Below are 16,805 nucleotides of genomic sequence, written 5' to 3' on the forward strand. Positions count from 1 at the left end.
CCAATTGCCTCAGACTTCAGAGGCCCAGGGTTTCCCGGATGCCGGTGGCCAACGACAGCAGCGCTCCCACGAAGGCCAGGGCGATGACGAGTCTGCGGACCGCGGAGTCGCGCACCTTACGACTCAGCAGCGTGCCCACACCGAGACCCACCACGATGACAGCCAGACTGCCTGCCCAGAACCACCAGGGGAATACGGGAATCTCATCACCGCTGAAAGTCCATTTGGTGAGGAACCCGGCAGCGGAGAAGACAATCCACAGTGGTTGAAGGGTGGCGGCGAATGCTCGCACATTCCAGCGCGAGACCACCGCGTAGACAGTCAGCGCGGGTCCGCCCACTCCGGCGAGGACCACACCACCGCCGGCCCCGATGCCGGTAAGGATTCTGGTGACGGGTCCGTCGGCGCGGGCATGGATTCTGCTGACCACCAGTGACAGCGTCAGGCCCAGCAGCACCAGGGAAGCGACCACAATGTAGAGCGGCCCTGGTGGGGAGACCGCTGCGATCCAGCCGAAGACCGGCATCACCAGCAGCGCCACCGGTGCGATGATCACCAGCCGGCGCCATTCGATCTGCCGCCAGACCATCCCGAGCATCAGCAGCGGCGCCACGAAGGCGAGCATATTGGTCAGCATCACCCCGGTGTGCGGCCCCAGGATGACCACCAGAAACGGTGCCAGCATCATGGCGAAGCCCAGCCCAGTCATCCGCTGCAGCACTGCTGCGACCAAGATCAGACCGAACACGGCCGTCAGGAGTACGGCTTCGTCACCCATGCGCTACAGCAGCCGCGCACCGGCAGCGGGTCCGGAGACGGGGATGGCCCAGACGTCGAGCCGCTCCTGCAGGCTAGTGGCGAGCTGATGGGCCGCTGCGGCGTCCCTGGCGAGGAACATCACGGTGGGGCCGGAGCCGGAGACCATGCCCTGCATCGCGCCCTCCGCCATGCCGGCGTCCATCATGTCATCGAGTGCAGGCAGCATTGCCACTGCCGGGGCCTGCAGATCATTGGTCATCAGCGTGGTGATCATTTCGGCGTCTGCGGCGCAGGCGGCGCGGATCAGGTCATGGTCGAGCTCTGGGGGATCCACCGTGAGGCTCACGGATGCGCGCATGGAGTCGAGCTTCTGATACACCTCCGGCGTGGAGAGCCCGGTGCTGGAGGGGACCATCACCAGGTGCAGCTCTCCCCGCGTCAGCAGTGGCGAGAGCGTCTCCCCCAGGCCCTGCCCGACGGCGGCGCCGCCGACGATCGCGAACGGTACATCCGCTCCCAGCCGGGCACCCAGGTCTGCCAGCTGCTCCTTGGTGAGACCGGCCTCCCACAGCGCGGAGCACGCCACCAAGGTAGCTGCCGCGTCGGCGGAGCCTCCGCCCATCCCTCCGGCGATCGGGACGTTCTTGATGATGGTCAGATCCACCCCATAGCTGGGCCGCTCAGTGCCGGGAAAGCTCAGCGTGGCCGCATCGCGGGACCTCAGATGCTCCCGCAGCAGTGCCGCTGCCTGATAGGCGAGGTTCTGCTCATCAAGCGGGATCTGAGCCGGCACCGTACCGCCGGAGAGCGGATCCCGGTGCTCCACGCCGGTGAAGGAGGATCGCTCCGAGAGTGAGACCGTAATCACCTCGTCGGAGCGCGGACTGGCGATCACCTCCTCGTAGAGGGAGACCGCGTAGTACAGGGTGGCGACCTCGTGGTACCCGTCGGGGCGCAGCGGCCCGACCCGCAGGCTCAGATTCACCTTGCCCGGGGCCACCGCTGTGACGTGGCCGAACAGTTCGCTGTCTCTCATTGCCTCAACTCTAGCCGTGACCACGGATCTCCCCGGGGACCGCAGGCCCCGGCGCAGCGGCGGATACACTGGACTGCTGTGAGCAAGGCGATGGCGAACCCCGGTGAGACTCCTGCGGCGTACCGGCCGGAGGTCAGCCCCGCCGCGGATGGGGCTGCCGGCCCGGTCCGCAGCCAGCGCGAGGAGAAGTCTCAGAAGAAGCGTCGGCTGCACTATCCCCCGGCCCCTGAGCCGCTTCCGGTGCCGGTGGTGGACAACCACGCGCACCTGGACTTCAGGGACGGCATGGTGCAGGTGAGCGTGGCCGAGCACCTGGATGCTGCCGAGAGTGTGGGTGTCAGCGGGGCGGTGCTGGTGGGCTACGACGTCGCCAGCAGTCAGTTCGGCGTGCGCGCCGCGCAGGCTGATCAGCGCGCGCGGGCCGCGGTGGCCCTGCATCCCAATGAAGCCCCGCAGTTGACGGCAAACGGTTCCTACGATGATGCCTTCGCCGAGATTGTCCGCCTCGCCGAGCAGCCCTCGGTGGTGGCCGTGGGTGAGACAGGACTGGATTACTTCCGCACCGGCGAAGACGGGCGCAGCGCGCAGCAGCGGAGCTTCTTCGACCACGTGGCGCTGGCGGTGGAACGCGACCTTGCGGTGCAGGTCCATGATCGAGATGCCCACGGGGATGTGGTCGCTGTGCTCGATGACGCTCCGGCGCTGCCCGGTTCGGTGGTCTTCCACTGCTTCTCCGGCGATGCGGAGTTGGCGGCGATATGTAACCGTCACGGGTGGTACATGAGCTTCTCCGGCAGCGTGACGTTCAAGAACTCCCACGATCTGCGGCAGGCTCTGGAAGTGGCAGACCCGCACCTGATCCTGGTGGAGACCGATTCACCGTTCCTGACTCCCCATCCGTACCGGGGGCAGCCGAACGCGCCGTATATGGTGCCGCAGACTATGCGCGTGATGGCCCAGGTGCGTGGGGCGCGGCTCAGCCAACTGTGTCAGCAGGTCATGCTGAACACCCACCAGGCCTACGGGCAGTGGACTGCAGCAGGATGACCGGCACGAGCCTGCTCTCCGCCGCGGACATCCGCCGCTTGGCCCAGCAGCTGAATATCCGGCCCACCAAGCGGTGGGGCCAGAACTTCGTCATCGACCCCAATACGATCCGCCGGATCGTTGACTTAGCTGGACTCAGCGGTACCGAGCATGTCCTGGAGGTGGGCCCCGGCCTGGGTTCGCTGACGCTGGGGCTGCTGGACCGGGCCGAGAAGGTCACCGCAGTGGAGATTGACCCCGCCCTCGCCGCTGAGCTTCCGGTCACCGCGGCGCGGATGCGCCCCCAGCGAGCCTCGCGCCTCACCGTGGTCTGCGATGACGCCCTGCGAGCGGACCCGGAAGAGCTGGGTGACCCCAGTGTGGTGGTGGCCAACCTGCCGTACAACGTGGCTGTGCCGGTGGTGCTTCACCTGCTGGAGGTCCTGCCGAGCCTGAGCACCGGCCTGGTGATGGTTCAGGAAGAAGTGGCTGACCGGCTCGCCGCCGCCCCCGGTTCGAAGATCTATGGTGTGCCCAGTGTCAAGATCGCCTGGGATACGCAGGCCCGGAAAGTCGGCGTGGTCGGGAAGAAGGTCTTCTGGCCCGAACCCCGGATCTCCTCCGGGCTGGTGCGTCTGGACCGGGGCGCGCCGGTATCTTCCGAGCTCAGCCGTCGGGAGGTCTTCTCGGTGGTCGAGGCCGCATTCGCGCAACGGCGCAAGACCCTGCGCGCTGCCTTAAGCGGCCTGATCGGATCCGGTGACCGCGCCGAGCAGGTGTTGCGCGCGGCTGGGGTGGACCCGCAGGCCCGGGGAGAGACGTTGGACATTCACGCCTTCGCCCGGATCGCGGAGGCTCGGCGCTACGCCGAGTAGATATCTTCGACCACCTCGGAGAAGTCCTCAGTGACCGCGGTGCGAATGAGCTTCTGCGAGGGCGTGAGGTGGCCTGAGTTCTCGGTGAGCTCAGCATCCACAATCCGGAACTGTCGGATGGACTCGGCCTGGGAGACCCGCTCGTTCGCCTTATCCACCGCCTGCTGCACTGCCGCGTGGAGTGCCGCGGAGGCAGCCTGGTCGGCCAAGACCTCAGTCACGGTCAGCTCCCCGAGGCCTTCCTGGCTGGCCCAGGTGCGCACCTGGTCGGGTTCGCAGAACACCAGGGCGGCCACGAACGCTCGGCCTTCACCTACCGCCACCGCCTGTGCCACCAAGGGGTGGGCCCGCACCGCCTCTTCCAGCGGGGTGGGGCTGACGTTCTTGCCCCCCGCTGTCACAATGAGCTCCTTCTTGCGCCCGGTCACCGTCAGGAACCCGTCGGCGTCGAGGGACCCCAGGTCACCGGTGCGGAAGTAGCCCTGTTCGTCGAAGGCTTCCTGGGTGTCCTCGGCTCTGCCGTGGTACCCGTCGAAGATGACCGGGCCCTTGAGCAGGATCTCACCGTCTTCAGCGATTTTGACGGTGTTTCCCGGCACTGGCAGGCCCACTGTACCGATGCGCGTCGCCCCGGGGATGTTGAGCGTGACGGGTGCGGTCGATTCAGTCAGCCCGTACCCCTCTTGGACGGGCAGACCCGCACCGCAGAAGAAGTGCGCAATCTCCGGGTTCAACGGTGACGCTCCGGAGACCAGGTGCTGAACTTCGCCGCCGAGCTTGGCGCGCAGGGTGGAGTACACCAGAGGGGAGAACAGCTTGTGTCTGCCTCGCAGTGCCCATGACGGACCCGGACCGGTGCCGTCTGCGGCTGCCTGCTGCGCCTGGGAGTAACTGATCGCCGCCTGGCGGGCCTGTTCGAAGATGTCGCCCTTGCGGCCCTGCCCAGCCTGCGCCGCAGCCGAGTGGTAGACCTTCTCCAGCACCCGCGGGACCACCAGCAGCCACGTGGGTCGGAAGCTTCCGAGGTCTTCGAGCAGCGTGGACGTATCTGCAGCGTGCGCGACTTGGACTCCGCGGTGCAGGCAGATCAGCTGCACGGCCCGGGCCAGTACGTGCGCCAACGGCAGGAACAGCAGGGTGCGGGATTCGGCCCCACCTAAGATCTCGGAGGCAAACGGCACAATATTGGCCGCACCCTCCACCAGATTGCGGTGAGTGATTCTCACCCCTTTGGGCTTGCCCGTGGTTCCTGAGGTGTACACGATGGTGGCGACGTCGTCGGCTCCAGCGGTCTTCCGGGCAGTCTCCAGCTGGGTGGAGGTGACAGTGGTCGAGTTCGCCGCGATCTCCTCCAGGTCCGCGTGTGACTCGATGGAGTAGATTTCGACCCCGGAGTTCTTCCCACCGACCATATTCGCCCCGGACTGCACGGTGCTGCGCAGCTCCTCGCTGCCGATGAGCACCAGCCGGGCCTCAGAGCTCGCCAGCAGGTGAGCGATCTGGTGGGCTGAGCTGGTCTCGTAGATCGGCACTGAGACGCCGCCGGCGAACCAGATGGCTTGGTCCACCACTGCCCACGAGTAGCTGGTGCCCGCCATGACGGCCACCGTGTCACCGGGCCGCAGACCCAGGCCCATCAGGCCCTTGGCCACTTTCCGGACTTGGGTGAGGAAACTGGCGACGGTGACATCGAGCCACCCGCCGGACCCGTTGCGGACCGCATAGACCGGGCGACCCGGCTCCGCCTCCGCCAATGCCACGAGGCCGTGGGTGACATTGACGTGGTCTTCGACCCGGGCGATCGGCTCTGTGGTGGCTTCACGTATGGGCTCAGCAGTAGTCACCCCGCCAGTCTAACCATCCCAGCCTGGGCGAATCCGGAGAATCTGCGGCTGATCAGGGGCATCAGGACTCAACCGCTGCCACCCCGGAGCCGATTTGCGGCGTCGTAGAGGTCACTGGCATGGAGCCTGTTCTCCCGGGCGACCCGCTTCGAGGCATCTTTGAGCCGCTCACCACCTGCTGCTGACTGGACCACGGCACTGGCGGCCTGCTCCAGGGTGAGACTGGGCTCGGCGTCGTCGGCTGCGTGGTCGATCACCAGCACGATTTCCCCTCGGATCCCTCTCTCCCGGTGCCGCTCGGTGAGCAGCTCCGCCAGTTCGCCCAGTTCCCCGCGCAGCACCTCCTCATACTTCTTGGTCAGCTCCCGGGCCACCGCGGCCCGCCGCGTCGGTCCCAACGCTTCGGAGAACTCCGTCACCGTGGAGGCGATCCGGTGAGGAGATTCGAACAGAACGGTGGTCCACTCCTCCCGCTGCAGCCGCTTCAGCAGCGCCCGGCGCTCGGCCTGCTTCCGGGGGACAAAGCCGGCGAACGTGAACCGGTCTGTGGCCAGGCCCGACAGCGCCAGCGCGGTGGGTACCGCCGAGGCACCGGGCGCAGCAGTCACTGGGAGATCAGCGGCGATGGCGGCGCTGACCAGTCGCCGTCCGGGGTCAGAGACCGCAGGCATGCCGGCGTCGGAGACCACCAGCACCCGGGTGCCTTCCCGTGCCTGCCCGACCAGTTCGGCCGAGCGGGCCGCCTCATTGTGCTCATGCAGGCTCACCAGCCGGGCATCGGTCCGCTCCCCCAGCGCGCTGATCAGATGGCGGGTGCTGCGGGTGTCCTCGCAGGCAATGACGTCCGCGCTGCGAATCAGCAGCCGAAGCCGCTCAGTGGCGTCAGCGAGATTGCCGATCGGAGTGGCCGCGAGGACCACCGGGGCCTCCCACAGCCACTCTTCGGAGGGTTCCAACATCGTCTCCTTCGGTCCACCGGGTCGGGACTTCTGCCAAGTAGCATATCCAGGGTGAACCGCGCCGCCTCCCCCACTGAGCGCGGATCCGCCGCCGGGTCCGCTGCTGCGCAGCGATACGCGGCGCGCCTGGGCGCCGAGCGGTTCGTCCCCGGGCTCTGGGGCTGGCTGGTGCCGGTCATCATCTTCGTCTTCGCTCTGGCACTGCGGCTTGACGGACTCAACAACCCGCACACCCTGATTTTCGACGAGACCTATTACGCCAAGGATGCCTACGCACTGCTGCAGACCGGTTACGAGTTGGAATGGCCCAGCGGTGCCGATGCCGACTGGCTCGCCGGGGACCCCCAGCCGACCGGCCAAGGCTCCTACGTGGTGCACCCGCCGCTGGGCAAGTGGCTGATCGCGCTGGGGATCCTCCCGTTCGGAATGGCGGAGCCGCTGGGCTGGAGGTTCTCCTCCGCCGTCGCCGGAGCACTGGGGGCACTGCTGATCGCGTTCATCGCCCAGCGGATGTTCCGTTCGGTGTTCCTCGGCGGTTTCGCTGGAACACTAACCGCGGTGGAGGGCCACCACCTGGTGATGTCCCGGGTGGCGCTGCTGGACATTTTTCTGACGCTGTTTGTGCTCGCCGCGTTCGGTGCGCTGCTGGCTGACCGGTACAGCGCACGACGTCGTCTGGCTCAGTGGGCTGCCCAGACACCTGGAGAGTCCACCGGATGGGAGTATGGACCTGGACTGATGTTCCGTCCCTGGCGCCTCGCCGCCGGCGTGCTGCTGGGCTGTGCCGTCGCGGTGAAGCTCTCGGCCCTGTCCTTCGTGGCGGTGTTCGGGATCCTGGCGGTGCTGTGGGATCTGCAGGCCCGACGAGCCCTGGGTGTGCGCCGGTGGGTGCGCGCGGGGCTGCGCCATGACGCGCTCCCTGCGGTGGTGACTGTGCTGCCGCTGGCCGCCCTGACCTATCTGGGTTCCTGGATCGGGTGGCTGCTCAGCGCCGAGGGTTGGGGCCGCTCAGCCTTTGACCCCGCTCCGGAAGGCCTGGCTGGTCTGGTTCCCGGGGCGCTGCGGGCTCTGTGGAACTATCACGCCTCCGCCACAGAGTTCCACACCGGCCTGGAGTCCGGACACGAATACGCCTCACACCCGCTGACCTGGCTGTTCATGGGCCGGCCGGTGTCCATGCATTACCAGAGCCTGAGCCAGGGCGAGGAGTATGAGCACACTGGGCAGGTCTGCCAGGCCGAGGCCTGCTCCTCAGCCATTGTGGACTTGGCCAATCCGCTGATCTGGTGGACTGGGGCCGTGGCACTGGTGGTGGTGCTGGGGCTGTGGTTGGGTCGCCGGGACTGGCGCTACGGTGCCATCCTCTCCGGTGTCCTCGCCGGAGGGGCGGTGTGGCTGCTGTTCCCCGGCCGCACCATGTTCTTCTTCTACACCATCAGCTACCACCCGTTCCTCATTCTGGCCATCACGGTGGTCGCTGCCCTGCTCCTGCGAGCGGGGACCGGTCCGGTGGATAGGCAGGGCACCCCGCGGCCACGGGCCGCCATTGTTTCCGCGCAGCAGCGCAATACGGTCTTCGTCCTGTGCTTCACGCTCCTGGCGGTGGCCGTCTCAGTGTTCTTCTGGCCGGTCTGGACGGCGGAGCTGATTCCGTATGAACAGTGGCAGATGCGGATGTGGGTGCAATCATGGATCTGATATGAGCACCCAGACTAAAGCTGAGATGCGGCGCAGGGTCCGCACCGCCCGGGTGCAGCTGCCTGCTGAGACCACCGCGGAGCGGGGGGAGGCGATGGCCGCGGCGTTGCAGCGTCACATTCACCCGGAGGCTGTGGTGGCCGGCTATGTCCCGATGCCCGGAGAGCCTGACGTGATGCCCTTTCTGGAGCGCCATACCGCACGCGGGGGGTCAGTGTATCTGCCGATCATTCCGGCAGCCGGGCGCATTCTGGGGTGGGCGCCGTGGTACCCGCAGACCCCCATGCGACGCCACCACAGAATGCCGATCAGTGAGCCTGAGCACAGCTGCCCCCTCACCCCGCAGGAGCTGGTGGCACGTGCATCGACCCTGACCTGCCCCATCCCCCTTGTGGTGCTGGTCCCCACACTGGCCTTGGACGCCACTGGCGCGCGGCTGGGTCAAGGAGGCGGGTACTACGACACCACCACCGCGCAGCTGAACGTGATCCTGCCACAACATCCTCAGCTGACCTGCGAACTCATTGCCGTGGTGCATTCCGAGGAGCTCATGACCGCCGGGGCCTTTCCGGTCGAGCCGCACGACCTGCGCGCAACCCGGGCGGTGACCGAATGCCGCATAATTGACTTTTAGCCCTATAATTGGCACTCGAACCGGTAGAGTGCCAAGAACGTGAAGGACGCTGTCATGCCCACCTACGCCTACGCGTGCAAAGATTGCCACTACGCCTTCGACACCGTGCAGTCCTTTTCCGAGAGCTCCCTGACGGAGTGCCCGCAATGCGCCGGGCGGCTCCGCAAGAAGTTCGGCAATATCGGCGTCACGTTCAAAGGATCAGGCTTCTACCGGACAGATTCACGCAGCTCCAGCTCCGCCGGAGACGGTGGCTCCTCCAGCGGGAGCACGGGTGCCGGGGCGGAGAAGTCCGCATCGTCGAGCAGCTCCAGCTCCGCTGACTCGGGCAGCTCCGCAGCCAAGACTCCGGCGGCCGCCTCCAGTTGAGTCAACTGACGCTGAGGTCAGTCAGCTGCCCCGACCATCGTCAGGTGCAGCCGCCCGGTACTGGTGGCCTCGGCGAGCTCTGATGCGGTCGCGGTGTCTACGGCCAGTATGACCACGTTCTTCGAGTCGCTGGTGGCACCGAGCCAGTTCTCCGTCTCATCCTGCGGAATCCATATCACCGGGACTGCCTCTGCGATGCGATGAGATCCTCCTGCGACTTCCGGAGCCTCTGCAGAGGCCAGGACGTCTACGCGCTGGCCCGGAGACAGCAGCCCGATGATGGCAGTGTCAGCCGGGCGCACTGGAACAGCGACCGTCCCCGGAGGTTGCCCTGAGAGCAGGCCAGGGCCCACCAGCTGGGTGGCGTGGACCACCGCTCCGGCCGGCAGCGCCACTGCGGCGGTCTGCCCCAGCGTCTGCTGCCACCGGGCCTCGTGCTCCGGCGGAACGGCAGCCGCATCCACCTGCACTTGTTCCAGCACCCCGGCGTGCAGAACGTCGCCGGCCACCACATCCTGGGTGACCCGCACCACCGTCACCGTCTCCGTGGCTGACCGCTCCCCTGCCAACAGTGCCCCGGCGGCTGCGCCAAGGCCCAGCAGCAGGGCCACCACCACACGGAACCGGCGCATCAGGCGCAATACTCCCCCGCGGTACAGCCTCCGGCGGACCTTGGGGAGTTTGTGCTGCTTGGGCTTCGGGAGGCGCCGCTGTGCCCGGCCGCTGGGGGGTCTCACCGGCAGGAATTGCACTGAACTCTCCCCGGGCCCTGCCGGCGGGGACGACGTCGCCGGGGATCCGCGGCGCGCCCGGCGTGGGGCGGGCAGGGGCTCATCGCGGCTCATGAGACCCAGCCTGACCCCCACGGTGGCTCAGCTGGCCTCCCGCTGGGCTACGTGTGGAGAAATCGGCGCGGCGCAGACCCTGACCGCAATGGTGTGGACAATGCTGCACCGAGGACGCGCTGTGCCCCACCCGGCACCGCAGCGTCTGCGACGGTCAGTGGTCCCAGTGCGGGGGTTTTTGAGATTTCAGCCATTCCGCACGCTGCTCACTGCTGTTCTCCCCCTCAGCCCGCTGGTGGTGCAGGGGGTCATATGCCTGCGCTTCGGTCTCCTCCGGCTGCCCGGAGGTGCCGGGCGCCGTCACTCGCCGGTGTCCGCGTCGGGCCGGCCGCTGCGCCCCTGAGGGGCCCTCGGATCTGCTTGTCACGATCGCCTGCGGTCCTGAGGGGCCGGCCAGAGCTTAATGCGCCGGTGCGACTCTTCGTCCTCGGCATCGGCGGCGCCTCCGAACCGCACCGGGCCCGTGGTGTGGGAGAGCACCCCCCGCCCGTGCTGGGCAAACTCCGGTCCGGAGCCCAGTCCCACCTTCTGGGCCACCATCTCAGTGGTGGCTCCTGGGTCGCTGAAGACTTCGATCGTCCACAGCACCATATAGTGCCACCCCAGATCGGCGAACCGTTCGGGACGCAGCCGCGAGCGCTCCCGCACCGAGAGCTCGGCGTAACGCTGGGTGCCGTCGGAGACCATGGCCACTGGGGTCACGGGGGTTTCGGATGCGATGCGGCGGGGGCAGGCAGCAAGGTCCAGGGTGCCGCGGAAACCGTCTTCCACACGTCCTCCGCGCGCCCTGATCCGATCCACCAGGTCCAGCACCAGCGGGTCCTCCAGCTCCGCCGAACTGGAAGGGTTGGACCCCTCGGCGGCACCCAGCCGCAGCAGGTCCTGGACCAGCACCCCGGCCTGGCTGAGCCGGCCGCGGTCCAAGTCCTCCGCTGCGATGGAGCTGACCACCGTCATCCGGCCCCGGGCCCGCGTGACCGCCTGAGTGAAGTACTCCAGGCCGCGGGGGCCGGAGAGCTCACCGAACTCATGGGCAGGGTCACCCTTGGTGCTGCGGCCGAAGCCGAGGGAGAAGATGACATCGTCGCGGACAATGCCGTGGGCTCGTTCCACCGGTGCGACCACGAACTTCTCTCCGGTACCCGCTCCGGCGGCACCGGCACCGGAGCCGCCTGGCACCCCGGCTGCACCGTGTTCGAAGAAGGGCGCAGCCCAGGGGTGGTTGGCCAGGTGCAGCCGGATGGCGTCTGCGACGCGCTTCGCGTGCCACTCTGACCCGGTCACCACCGCCAGCGACCGGTTTCGGTGAGCACGCACATGTTCGAAGACCAGGTCCACCACGCGGTTGACCTCTGCAGTGGGGGACTCCACCGGCTCCCGTGCACCGGTGGCTTGGACCTGTTCCATCCGCAGCCGTTCGTCCTGTCCGGTCAGCTGCGAGGCGTCCGGCAGCCGCACCAGCCTGCCGTCGTAGAGCTTCTCCGAGAGCAGCTGCGTCAGCTCCTGGTCCACACCGCGGTGCACATGCCGCAGCGAGTGCTCCGGCAGGATCCGCGCCAGCTCTGCGTAGCTGGAATCGGGGACCTGAGACTCCGCCTCACGAGCGATCGGGTCTGCCGAGACGATCATCGGCTTCGGCGCTCCACTGGCCGGATCGCCGAAGGCCACCACTTGCCGGGCGCGGCAGATCGCACCCAGCGCAGCGGGAACCGACAGGGTCTCGGCGTCGAGCAGCACGACGGTGTCAAAACTTGGCTCCGTTCCCGCAGGCGGGAAATGGGCGGCCAATCCCAGCGGCGAGCTGACCCAGACCGGCACCAGGGGCTGTGTGAGGTCGGCTGCCACAGACTCCATATCCGCCACAGTGGGTCCTGCCTCGCGCAGCAGACTGCGCAGGTGCGCCGCCGCCTCAGGGTGAGCCTCGACTGCGGATTTCCACTGCACCGCCAAGGCGTGGTTCAGCCGCTGCGCTCCGGACGCGATATGCGCTGAGTCCGCGGAGCGGAACTCGGACTCGATGGTGCGCAGGTTCTCACCGGAGGTCATCGCCAGGTATTCGTCCCCGGAGATCATCGCCTCCAGTGCCGACTGCCACCATGCCAGCTCCAGCTCGTCAGCGACTCGGGCGGGGGGAACCTCACGCTCCGCCAGGTCCTGCAGCAGCTCATCGAACCCCTGCTCCCGCAGCTGCTCGGCCAGAAGGGTGCGTTCCGGCAGCGTCTGCAGGGAACGTTCATCCTCGGCCAATGCTTTCGCGGTGGAGAAGAGCGTCTCCACCGGCACATCGAACAGGGTGGTGCCGTCATCGTCCACCGGGACCAGCACTGAGACCAGCTTCTCCAGCCTGGTCTGCACCTGGCCCACGCGGTCCACCAGTGCGTCCAGGTTTTTCGGCACTTGGGGCAGGGAGGCGTCGCTGCGCGAGTCGGCAGAGGCCCAGGTGGCCCACTCCTCCCGCTCGGACTGGACGTCGACCAGGGAACCGTGCAGGTCATTGATGGAGACCCCGGGCCTGATGTACTCCTTGGCGACGCGGCGCAGCCGGGACCGCGCCATCGAGCTCATTTCCACATTGTTCTGCCGTCGCCACCAGCCCGGTGCGGTGGCAGCGATCAGATCGTCGACGTCGCGGGCGTAGATATCGCTGCTGAAACGGCCCAGGGACTCCTGGACGCGTTGGAAGAGCAGGACCTGGGAGTGCCACTGCGCGAAGTTCTGCCCCGGGGTGACCTGCGCAGACCGGCACGCCGCTTCGATCTTCTCCCAGAGGTCCGGCAGCTCAGCGTGGAGCTGACTCACCAGCACCTGGGCGTCGCGGGTCTCCTGCCGGTTGGAGAGTTTGGCACCGAACCAGGGGCTGTTGCGCAGCTCGGCGGAGAACTCGCCCAGCTCCGCGATCCGTTTGAGCTTCACCGCGACGCCCGAACGATCCACAGTGTTGTCCAACACTGAGCGTTTGAGCCGCACCGCAGTGCTCGGAGCGGGGTTGAGGCAGATCAGCGCGGCCAGCGCCTGCATGGCCTGGTAGGGCGAGCAGCTCCACCGCTTACGGACTTTGTGCAGACTGGTCACATGGTCGCGCAGTTCGTGCCGCCGCTGGGCAAGCCGCCGGTGCAGCTCCCCCAGGCGAGGCGGTTCTGCCCGTTCGGCACGCTTGATCGCGCGGATGATCTGGGGGCGGATACCCTCCCCAGACGACGCCGCGGTCACATTGACTGCCAGCGTACCCGCCTTGGCAGCGGAGAGCCGTTCGGTGAACTCACTGAGGGTGTCGGAACGCTCCGCGATCACCAGCACACGCTTGCCGGACCACGCCAGGCCGGCGACGGCGTTGATCGCAGTCTGCGTCTGGCCCGTGCCGGGAGGGGCGGAGATCACCGTCGAGACCCCGGAGAGCACCGCGTCAAGTGCGTGCTGCTGATCCTGATCAGCATCGCAGATCAGCCGTTCGGCATCCGGTTCCCGCTCGTCGATCGGGTCAAGTTCGGCCGCTGCGGCCAGTGCGGCCTCTTGGGGCAGCGCCTGACCCTCAGCCAGGTGCTTCAGCAGCGGGTGCTCCAGGTTCAGCGCCGAGGGATTGCCGAGGTCGGCGAGGTCGGCGAAGGTGGAGACGTAGAGCTGCTTCCACACCTGGAAGCTCTCCAGTGCCTCCGGAGAGTTCTCCGCCGCGGCGGCAGCCACTTTCGTCAGCAGGTCGGCAGTGCGCGAGGGGTCGAAACGTGCGGTGACGTAACCGGCCTGCTGGAAGGCTTCCGGTTCAAGTGCGAGCCCGTGAACTTCCGCAAAGTGGCGGCGCAGCGCCGGGTTCAGGCTCGCGGGCGCGGTGAACTGCACCTCATAGTCGGTGGCCCCGGTGTGCGTCTCCGCCCTGCTGCGCAGGCTGATCGGCACCAGCATCACCGGTGCGGTGAACGATTCGACCCCGGCGGGGGTGGTCTCGGTCCAGGAGGCGATGCCGGCGGCGAGGTACCCGACCTCGATGCCGCGCTCTTCGGAGAGCTCCCGGATCTTGCTGCGGATGTTCGTGGCAGCTTTCAGGCCAGGTTCCAGAATGCTGGGATCGTTGAGCAGGGTGGACAGCCGGGTGCGCCGGCCTCCGAACAGCTGCATCAGGCCGGAGGCGTTGGCTTCGGTGAGGTCGATGGCATTGTGCTGGCTGGGCGTGAAGCGCAGCATCGTGTCATTCTCCGCACCTGTCCCCTGGGACTCGATCCAGCTGAGTATCGGGGCAGTCTGATGGGTGTGGGTCTCAGCGGAAGAGGCTGACGTATTCTCTGGCACCGGTTCCCTCCACAACACTTACAGGTCTGGAAGGCAGGTTACCGCTACTCCCACTCGATCGTCCCCGGTGGTTTCGAGGTCACATCGAGGGTTACCCGGTTGATCTCTTCGACTTCATTGGTGATCCGGTTGGAGATGGTGGCGAGCAGCTCATAGGGCAGCCGCGACCAGTCCGCTGTCATGGCATCCTCGGAGCTCACCGGCCGCAGCACCACCGGGTGCCCGTAGGTGCGGCCGTCACCCTGGACCCCCACGCTGCGCACATCGGCCAGCAGCACCACCGGCATCTGCCAGACTTCGGCGTCCCGGCCGGAGCGGGTCAGTTCCTCGCGGGCAATGGCATCGGCTGCACGGAGAATGTCCAGATTGCGTTCGGTGACCTCACCGATGATGCGGATGCCCAGTCCCGGGCCCGGGAACGGGTGGCGCTGGACGATCTCGGCCGGCAGCCCCAGTTCCGCTCCGACTGCGCGGACTTCGTCCTTGAACAGGGCGCGCAGCGGCTCCACCAGTTTGAAATCCAGGTCTTCGGGGAGTCCACCCACATTGTGGTGGGACTTGATGTTTGCCGCACCTTCACCACCGCCGGATTCGACGACGTCGGGGTAGAGCGTGCCCTGGACGAGGAATTCCACGGTGGCCCCCTCGGCCTGCGCCTCCTCCAAGATGTTGCGCTCGGCTTCTTCGAACGCGCGGATGAACTCACGGCCGATGATCTTCCGCTTCTCCTCGGGATCCGTGACCCCGGCCAGGGCGGAGAGGAACCGTTTCTTCTCATCCGCGACGTACAGCTTGGCCCCGGTGGCGGCGACGAAGTCGCGCTCGACCTGCTCGGCTTCCCCTTCGCGCATCAGACCGTGGTCCACGAAGACACAGGTCAGCTGGTCGCCGATGGCTTTCTGCACCAATGCCGCAGCCACGGCGGAGTCCACGCCCCCGGAGAGGCCGCAGATGGCCTGAGCGTCGCCCACCTGCGCACGGATGGCCGCGACCTGCTCCTCGACGATGCTGCCGGTGGTCCATTCCGGAGTGAGCCCGGCACCGCTGTACAGGAAGTTCTCGATCACCCGCTGACCCTGGGGGGAATGTTTCACCTCCGGGTGCCACTGCACGCCGTAGAGTTTGCGCTCCTCATCGGCGAAGCAGGCCACAGGGGCGGCCTCCGAAGAGGCGAGGACCTCGAACCCTTCTGGCGCGGCGGTGACCGCATCGCCGTGGCTCATCCAGGTGGTCTGGACCGGATCCGTTCCGTCCAGCAGTCCGTGCGGGGCGGTGGTGGAGCGGACTTCCGTCTTGCCGTATTCGCGCTGACCGGTGCGGGTCACTTCACCGCCAAGGGTGTGCGCCATCGCCTGGAACCCGTAACAGATGCCCAGCACCGGTATCCCGGCTTCGAACAGCTCTCGCTCCACCGCCGGGGCACCTTCGGCATAGACGCTGGAGGGACCGCCGGAGAGGATCACCGCAGCCGGACGGCGGCCGATGATCTCGGCGGCTGGCAGGGTGTGGGGCACGACCTCGGAGTACACTCGCGCCTCACGGACCCGCCGGGCGATGAGTTGGGCGTACTGCGCCCCGTAGTCCACCACCAGCACGGTCTGCGCGGTGTGGTCAGGGCGTTCTGCGGCAGGAGTATCGGAAGTCACCTGACTATCGTAGTCGGTGCGTATCCTGCTCCGGCATCGCTCGCCGGCGGCTGCGCTTCGTATACTGCCGGTGTGACCTCTGCACAGAAGCTTCTCCTCGCGGCCCGGGTGCTGGCTCTGCTGACCCTGGCCAATATTGCGGTGCTGTTCGTCTCCGCAGGAGTGGTGGTGGAGCGGGCCAGCTGGCTGGGGGTCCACGGTTTCTCCGGCATCGTGATCCACGTCTTTTCCGGTCTTCTGGCGGTGGCGTTGGGGGTCCGCACCTGGCTGACCAGGACCGGGGTGATCCCGGCGGTCCTGGCCGGGCTGCTGTTCGTGCTCACGTTCCCCCAGGCCGCTGCAGGAAGCTATGCCACCATGACCCTGCACATCTCCGGTTCGCTGGTGCTGACGCTGCTGGCGGCCTGGCTGACCGCCTGGACTTTTGGGCTCCGCCGCCCGGTCAGGAGCACCCCATGAACGTGGTCACCGTCCGGCACCACTGCCGGCGCGCATGGATCGCCCCCGCGGCACTGGGTTCGCTTGTGCTCACCGCCGGCTGTGGCGGTGGTGAGGATCCGCAGACCGGGCAGCCAGACCCGGATACCGCCGGGGCGGAAGTTTTCACGTTCCAGGACGTCGAGGAGAACAACACGCCGGAGTCATGCTGGGCAGTGCTGGACGAGACGGTCTATGACCTGACTGGGTGGATCGCTGAGCACCCCGGCGGGCCGGAACGGATTGAGCAGTTGTGCGGCACGGACGCCACCGAGGCCTTCGCGGACCAGCACAGTGGGCAGTCCCGGCCGCAGGACCAGCTCGCCGAGATGGAGATCGGCACCCTCCAGGACTAG

15 protein-coding genes are annotated in these 16,805 nt (G+C 67.3%); 7 read left to right on the forward strand and 8 right to left on the reverse strand.

Annotated elements, in window-relative coordinates; all coding sequences use genetic code 11:
- Window positions 1–16: 16 nt before the first annotated feature.
- On the reverse strand, window positions 17–778 hold the full coding sequence (locus tag FEF27_RS06100; protein WP_138169968.1) for a TSUP family transporter: 762 nt from the start codon (window positions 776–778) through the stop codon (window positions 17–19).
- 3 nt (window positions 779–781) lie between these two features.
- Window positions 782–1,795 (reverse strand): 4-(cytidine 5'-diphospho)-2-C-methyl-D-erythritol kinase, encoded by a 1,014-nt coding sequence (locus FEF27_RS06105; protein ID WP_138169969.1) that lies wholly within the window; start codon window positions 1,793–1,795, stop codon window positions 782–784.
- Window positions 1,796–1,885: 90 nt separating this feature from the next.
- Here FEF27_RS06105 and FEF27_RS06110 point away from each other — a divergent pair, with 90 nt between their 5' ends.
- Window positions 1,886–2,842, forward strand: a complete 957-nt coding sequence (locus tag FEF27_RS06110) for a TatD family hydrolase (protein WP_138170072.1) — start codon at window positions 1,886–1,888, stop codon at window positions 2,840–2,842.
- Entirely contained in the window at window positions 2,839–3,696 is an 858-nt protein-coding gene (gene rsmA / locus FEF27_RS06115; protein WP_138169970.1) for a 16S rRNA (adenine(1518)-N(6)/adenine(1519)-N(6))-dimethyltransferase RsmA, read from the forward strand. The genes FEF27_RS06110 and rsmA overlap by 4 nt, the downstream gene beginning before the upstream one ends.
- Here the strand turns inward: rsmA and FEF27_RS06120 are convergent.
- Window positions 3,684–5,540 (reverse strand): AMP-dependent synthetase/ligase, encoded by a 1,857-nt coding sequence (locus tag FEF27_RS06120; protein ID WP_243729116.1) that lies wholly within the window; start codon window positions 5,538–5,540, stop codon window positions 3,684–3,686. The two genes, rsmA and FEF27_RS06120, sit on opposite strands and share 13 nt — an antisense overlap.
- A gap of 68 nt (window positions 5,541–5,608) precedes the next feature.
- The gene (gene rsmI / locus FEF27_RS06125) at window positions 5,609–6,499 is read right to left on the reverse strand and encodes a 16S rRNA (cytidine(1402)-2'-O)-methyltransferase (protein WP_208009704.1); all 891 of its coding nucleotides are present in this window, start codon (window positions 6,497–6,499) and stop codon (window positions 5,609–5,611) included.
- 51 nt (window positions 6,500–6,550) lie between these two features.
- On the opposite strand from rsmI, the gene FEF27_RS06130 reads away from it, so the two are divergent.
- From FEF27_RS06130 to FEF27_RS06140, 3 genes are read left to right on the forward strand one after another with little or no spacing between them, the layout of a single operon-like run.
- Complete coding sequence (locus tag FEF27_RS06130) at window positions 6,551–8,197, forward strand: dolichyl-phosphate-mannose--protein mannosyltransferase (protein ID WP_243729117.1); 1,647 nt, start codon at window positions 6,551–6,553, stop codon at window positions 8,195–8,197.
- A 1-nt stretch (window position 8,198) separates the two neighbouring features.
- Window positions 8,199–8,831, forward strand: coding sequence for a 5-formyltetrahydrofolate cyclo-ligase (locus tag FEF27_RS06135; protein ID WP_166429928.1), 633 nt, complete (start codon window positions 8,199–8,201; stop codon window positions 8,829–8,831).
- Window positions 8,832–8,870: 39 nt separating this feature from the next.
- Window positions 8,871–9,200, forward strand: a complete 330-nt coding sequence (locus tag FEF27_RS06140; protein WP_341805694.1) for an FmdB family zinc ribbon protein — start codon at window positions 8,871–8,873, stop codon at window positions 9,198–9,200.
- A gap of 17 nt (window positions 9,201–9,217) precedes the next feature.
- On the opposite strand, the gene cpaB is transcribed toward FEF27_RS06140, so the two are convergent.
- The 4 genes from cpaB to guaA all read right to left on the reverse strand — a co-directional run bounded on the left by cpaB (window position 9,218) and on the right by guaA (window position 15,921).
- On the reverse strand, window positions 9,218–10,045 hold the full coding sequence (gene cpaB / locus FEF27_RS06145; protein WP_138169972.1) for a Flp pilus assembly protein CpaB: 828 nt from the start codon (window positions 10,043–10,045) through the stop codon (window positions 9,218–9,220).
- Between the two features lie 154 nt (window positions 10,046–10,199).
- The gene (locus tag FEF27_RS06150) at window positions 10,200–10,412 is read right to left on the reverse strand and encodes a hypothetical protein (protein WP_138169973.1); all 213 of its coding nucleotides are present in this window, start codon (window positions 10,410–10,412) and stop codon (window positions 10,200–10,202) included.
- Window positions 10,409–14,326 (reverse strand): DUF4011 domain-containing protein, encoded by a 3,918-nt coding sequence (locus FEF27_RS06155; protein ID WP_138169974.1) that lies wholly within the window; start codon window positions 14,324–14,326, stop codon window positions 10,409–10,411. The genes FEF27_RS06150 and FEF27_RS06155 overlap by 4 nt, the downstream gene beginning before the upstream one ends.
- A gap of 44 nt (window positions 14,327–14,370) precedes the next feature.
- Window positions 14,371–15,921: a glutamine-hydrolyzing GMP synthase gene (gene guaA / locus FEF27_RS06160; protein WP_138170077.1), complete on the reverse strand. Its 1,551-nt coding sequence runs from the start codon at window positions 15,919–15,921 to the stop codon at window positions 14,371–14,373.
- A 123-nt stretch (window positions 15,922–16,044) separates the two neighbouring features.
- Here guaA and FEF27_RS06165 point away from each other — a divergent pair, with 123 nt between their 5' ends.
- Together FEF27_RS06165 and FEF27_RS06170 are read left to right on the forward strand one after the other, a co-directional pair.
- Window positions 16,045–16,431, forward strand: coding sequence for a hypothetical protein (locus FEF27_RS06165; protein WP_138169975.1), 387 nt, complete (start codon window positions 16,045–16,047; stop codon window positions 16,429–16,431).
- On the forward strand, window positions 16,428–16,805 hold the full coding sequence (locus FEF27_RS06170) for a cytochrome b5 domain-containing protein (RefSeq protein WP_138169976.1): 378 nt from the start codon (window positions 16,428–16,430) through the stop codon (window positions 16,803–16,805). Before FEF27_RS06165 ends, FEF27_RS06170 begins: the two co-directional genes overlap by 4 nt.

The organism is Nesterenkonia sphaerica, from assembly GCF_005771565.1.
Lineage (GTDB): Bacteria > Actinomycetota > Actinomycetes > Actinomycetales > Micrococcaceae > Nesterenkonia > Nesterenkonia sphaerica.

Bases quoted from the DNA above. Each gene is read 5' to 3' on its own strand.
- FEF27_RS06100 (WP_138169968.1), bottom strand. From the start codon at position 778: ATGGGTGACGAAGCCGTACTCCTGACGGCCGTGTTCGGTCTGATCTTG.
- FEF27_RS06105 (WP_138169969.1), bottom strand. From the start codon at position 1,795: ATGAGAGACAGCGAACTGTTCGGCCACGTCACAGCGGTGGCCCCGGGC.
- FEF27_RS06110 (WP_138170072.1), top strand. From the start codon at position 1,886: ATGGCGAACCCCGGTGAGACTCCTGCGGCGTACCGGCCGGAGGTCAGC.
- rsmA (WP_138169970.1), top strand. From the start codon at position 2,839: ATGACCGGCACGAGCCTGCTCTCCGCCGCGGACATCCGCCGCTTGGCC.
- rsmI (WP_208009704.1), bottom strand. From the start codon at position 6,499: ATGTTGGAACCCTCCGAAGAGTGGCTGTGGGAGGCCCCGGTGGTCCTC.
- FEF27_RS06135 (WP_166429928.1), top strand. From the start codon at position 8,199: ATGAGCACCCAGACTAAAGCTGAGATGCGGCGCAGGGTCCGCACCGCC.
- cpaB (WP_138169972.1), bottom strand. From the start codon at position 10,045: ATGAGCCGCGATGAGCCCCTGCCCGCCCCACGCCGGGCGCGCCGCGGA.
- FEF27_RS06170 (WP_138169976.1), top strand. From the start codon at position 16,428: ATGAACGTGGTCACCGTCCGGCACCACTGCCGGCGCGCATGGATCGCC.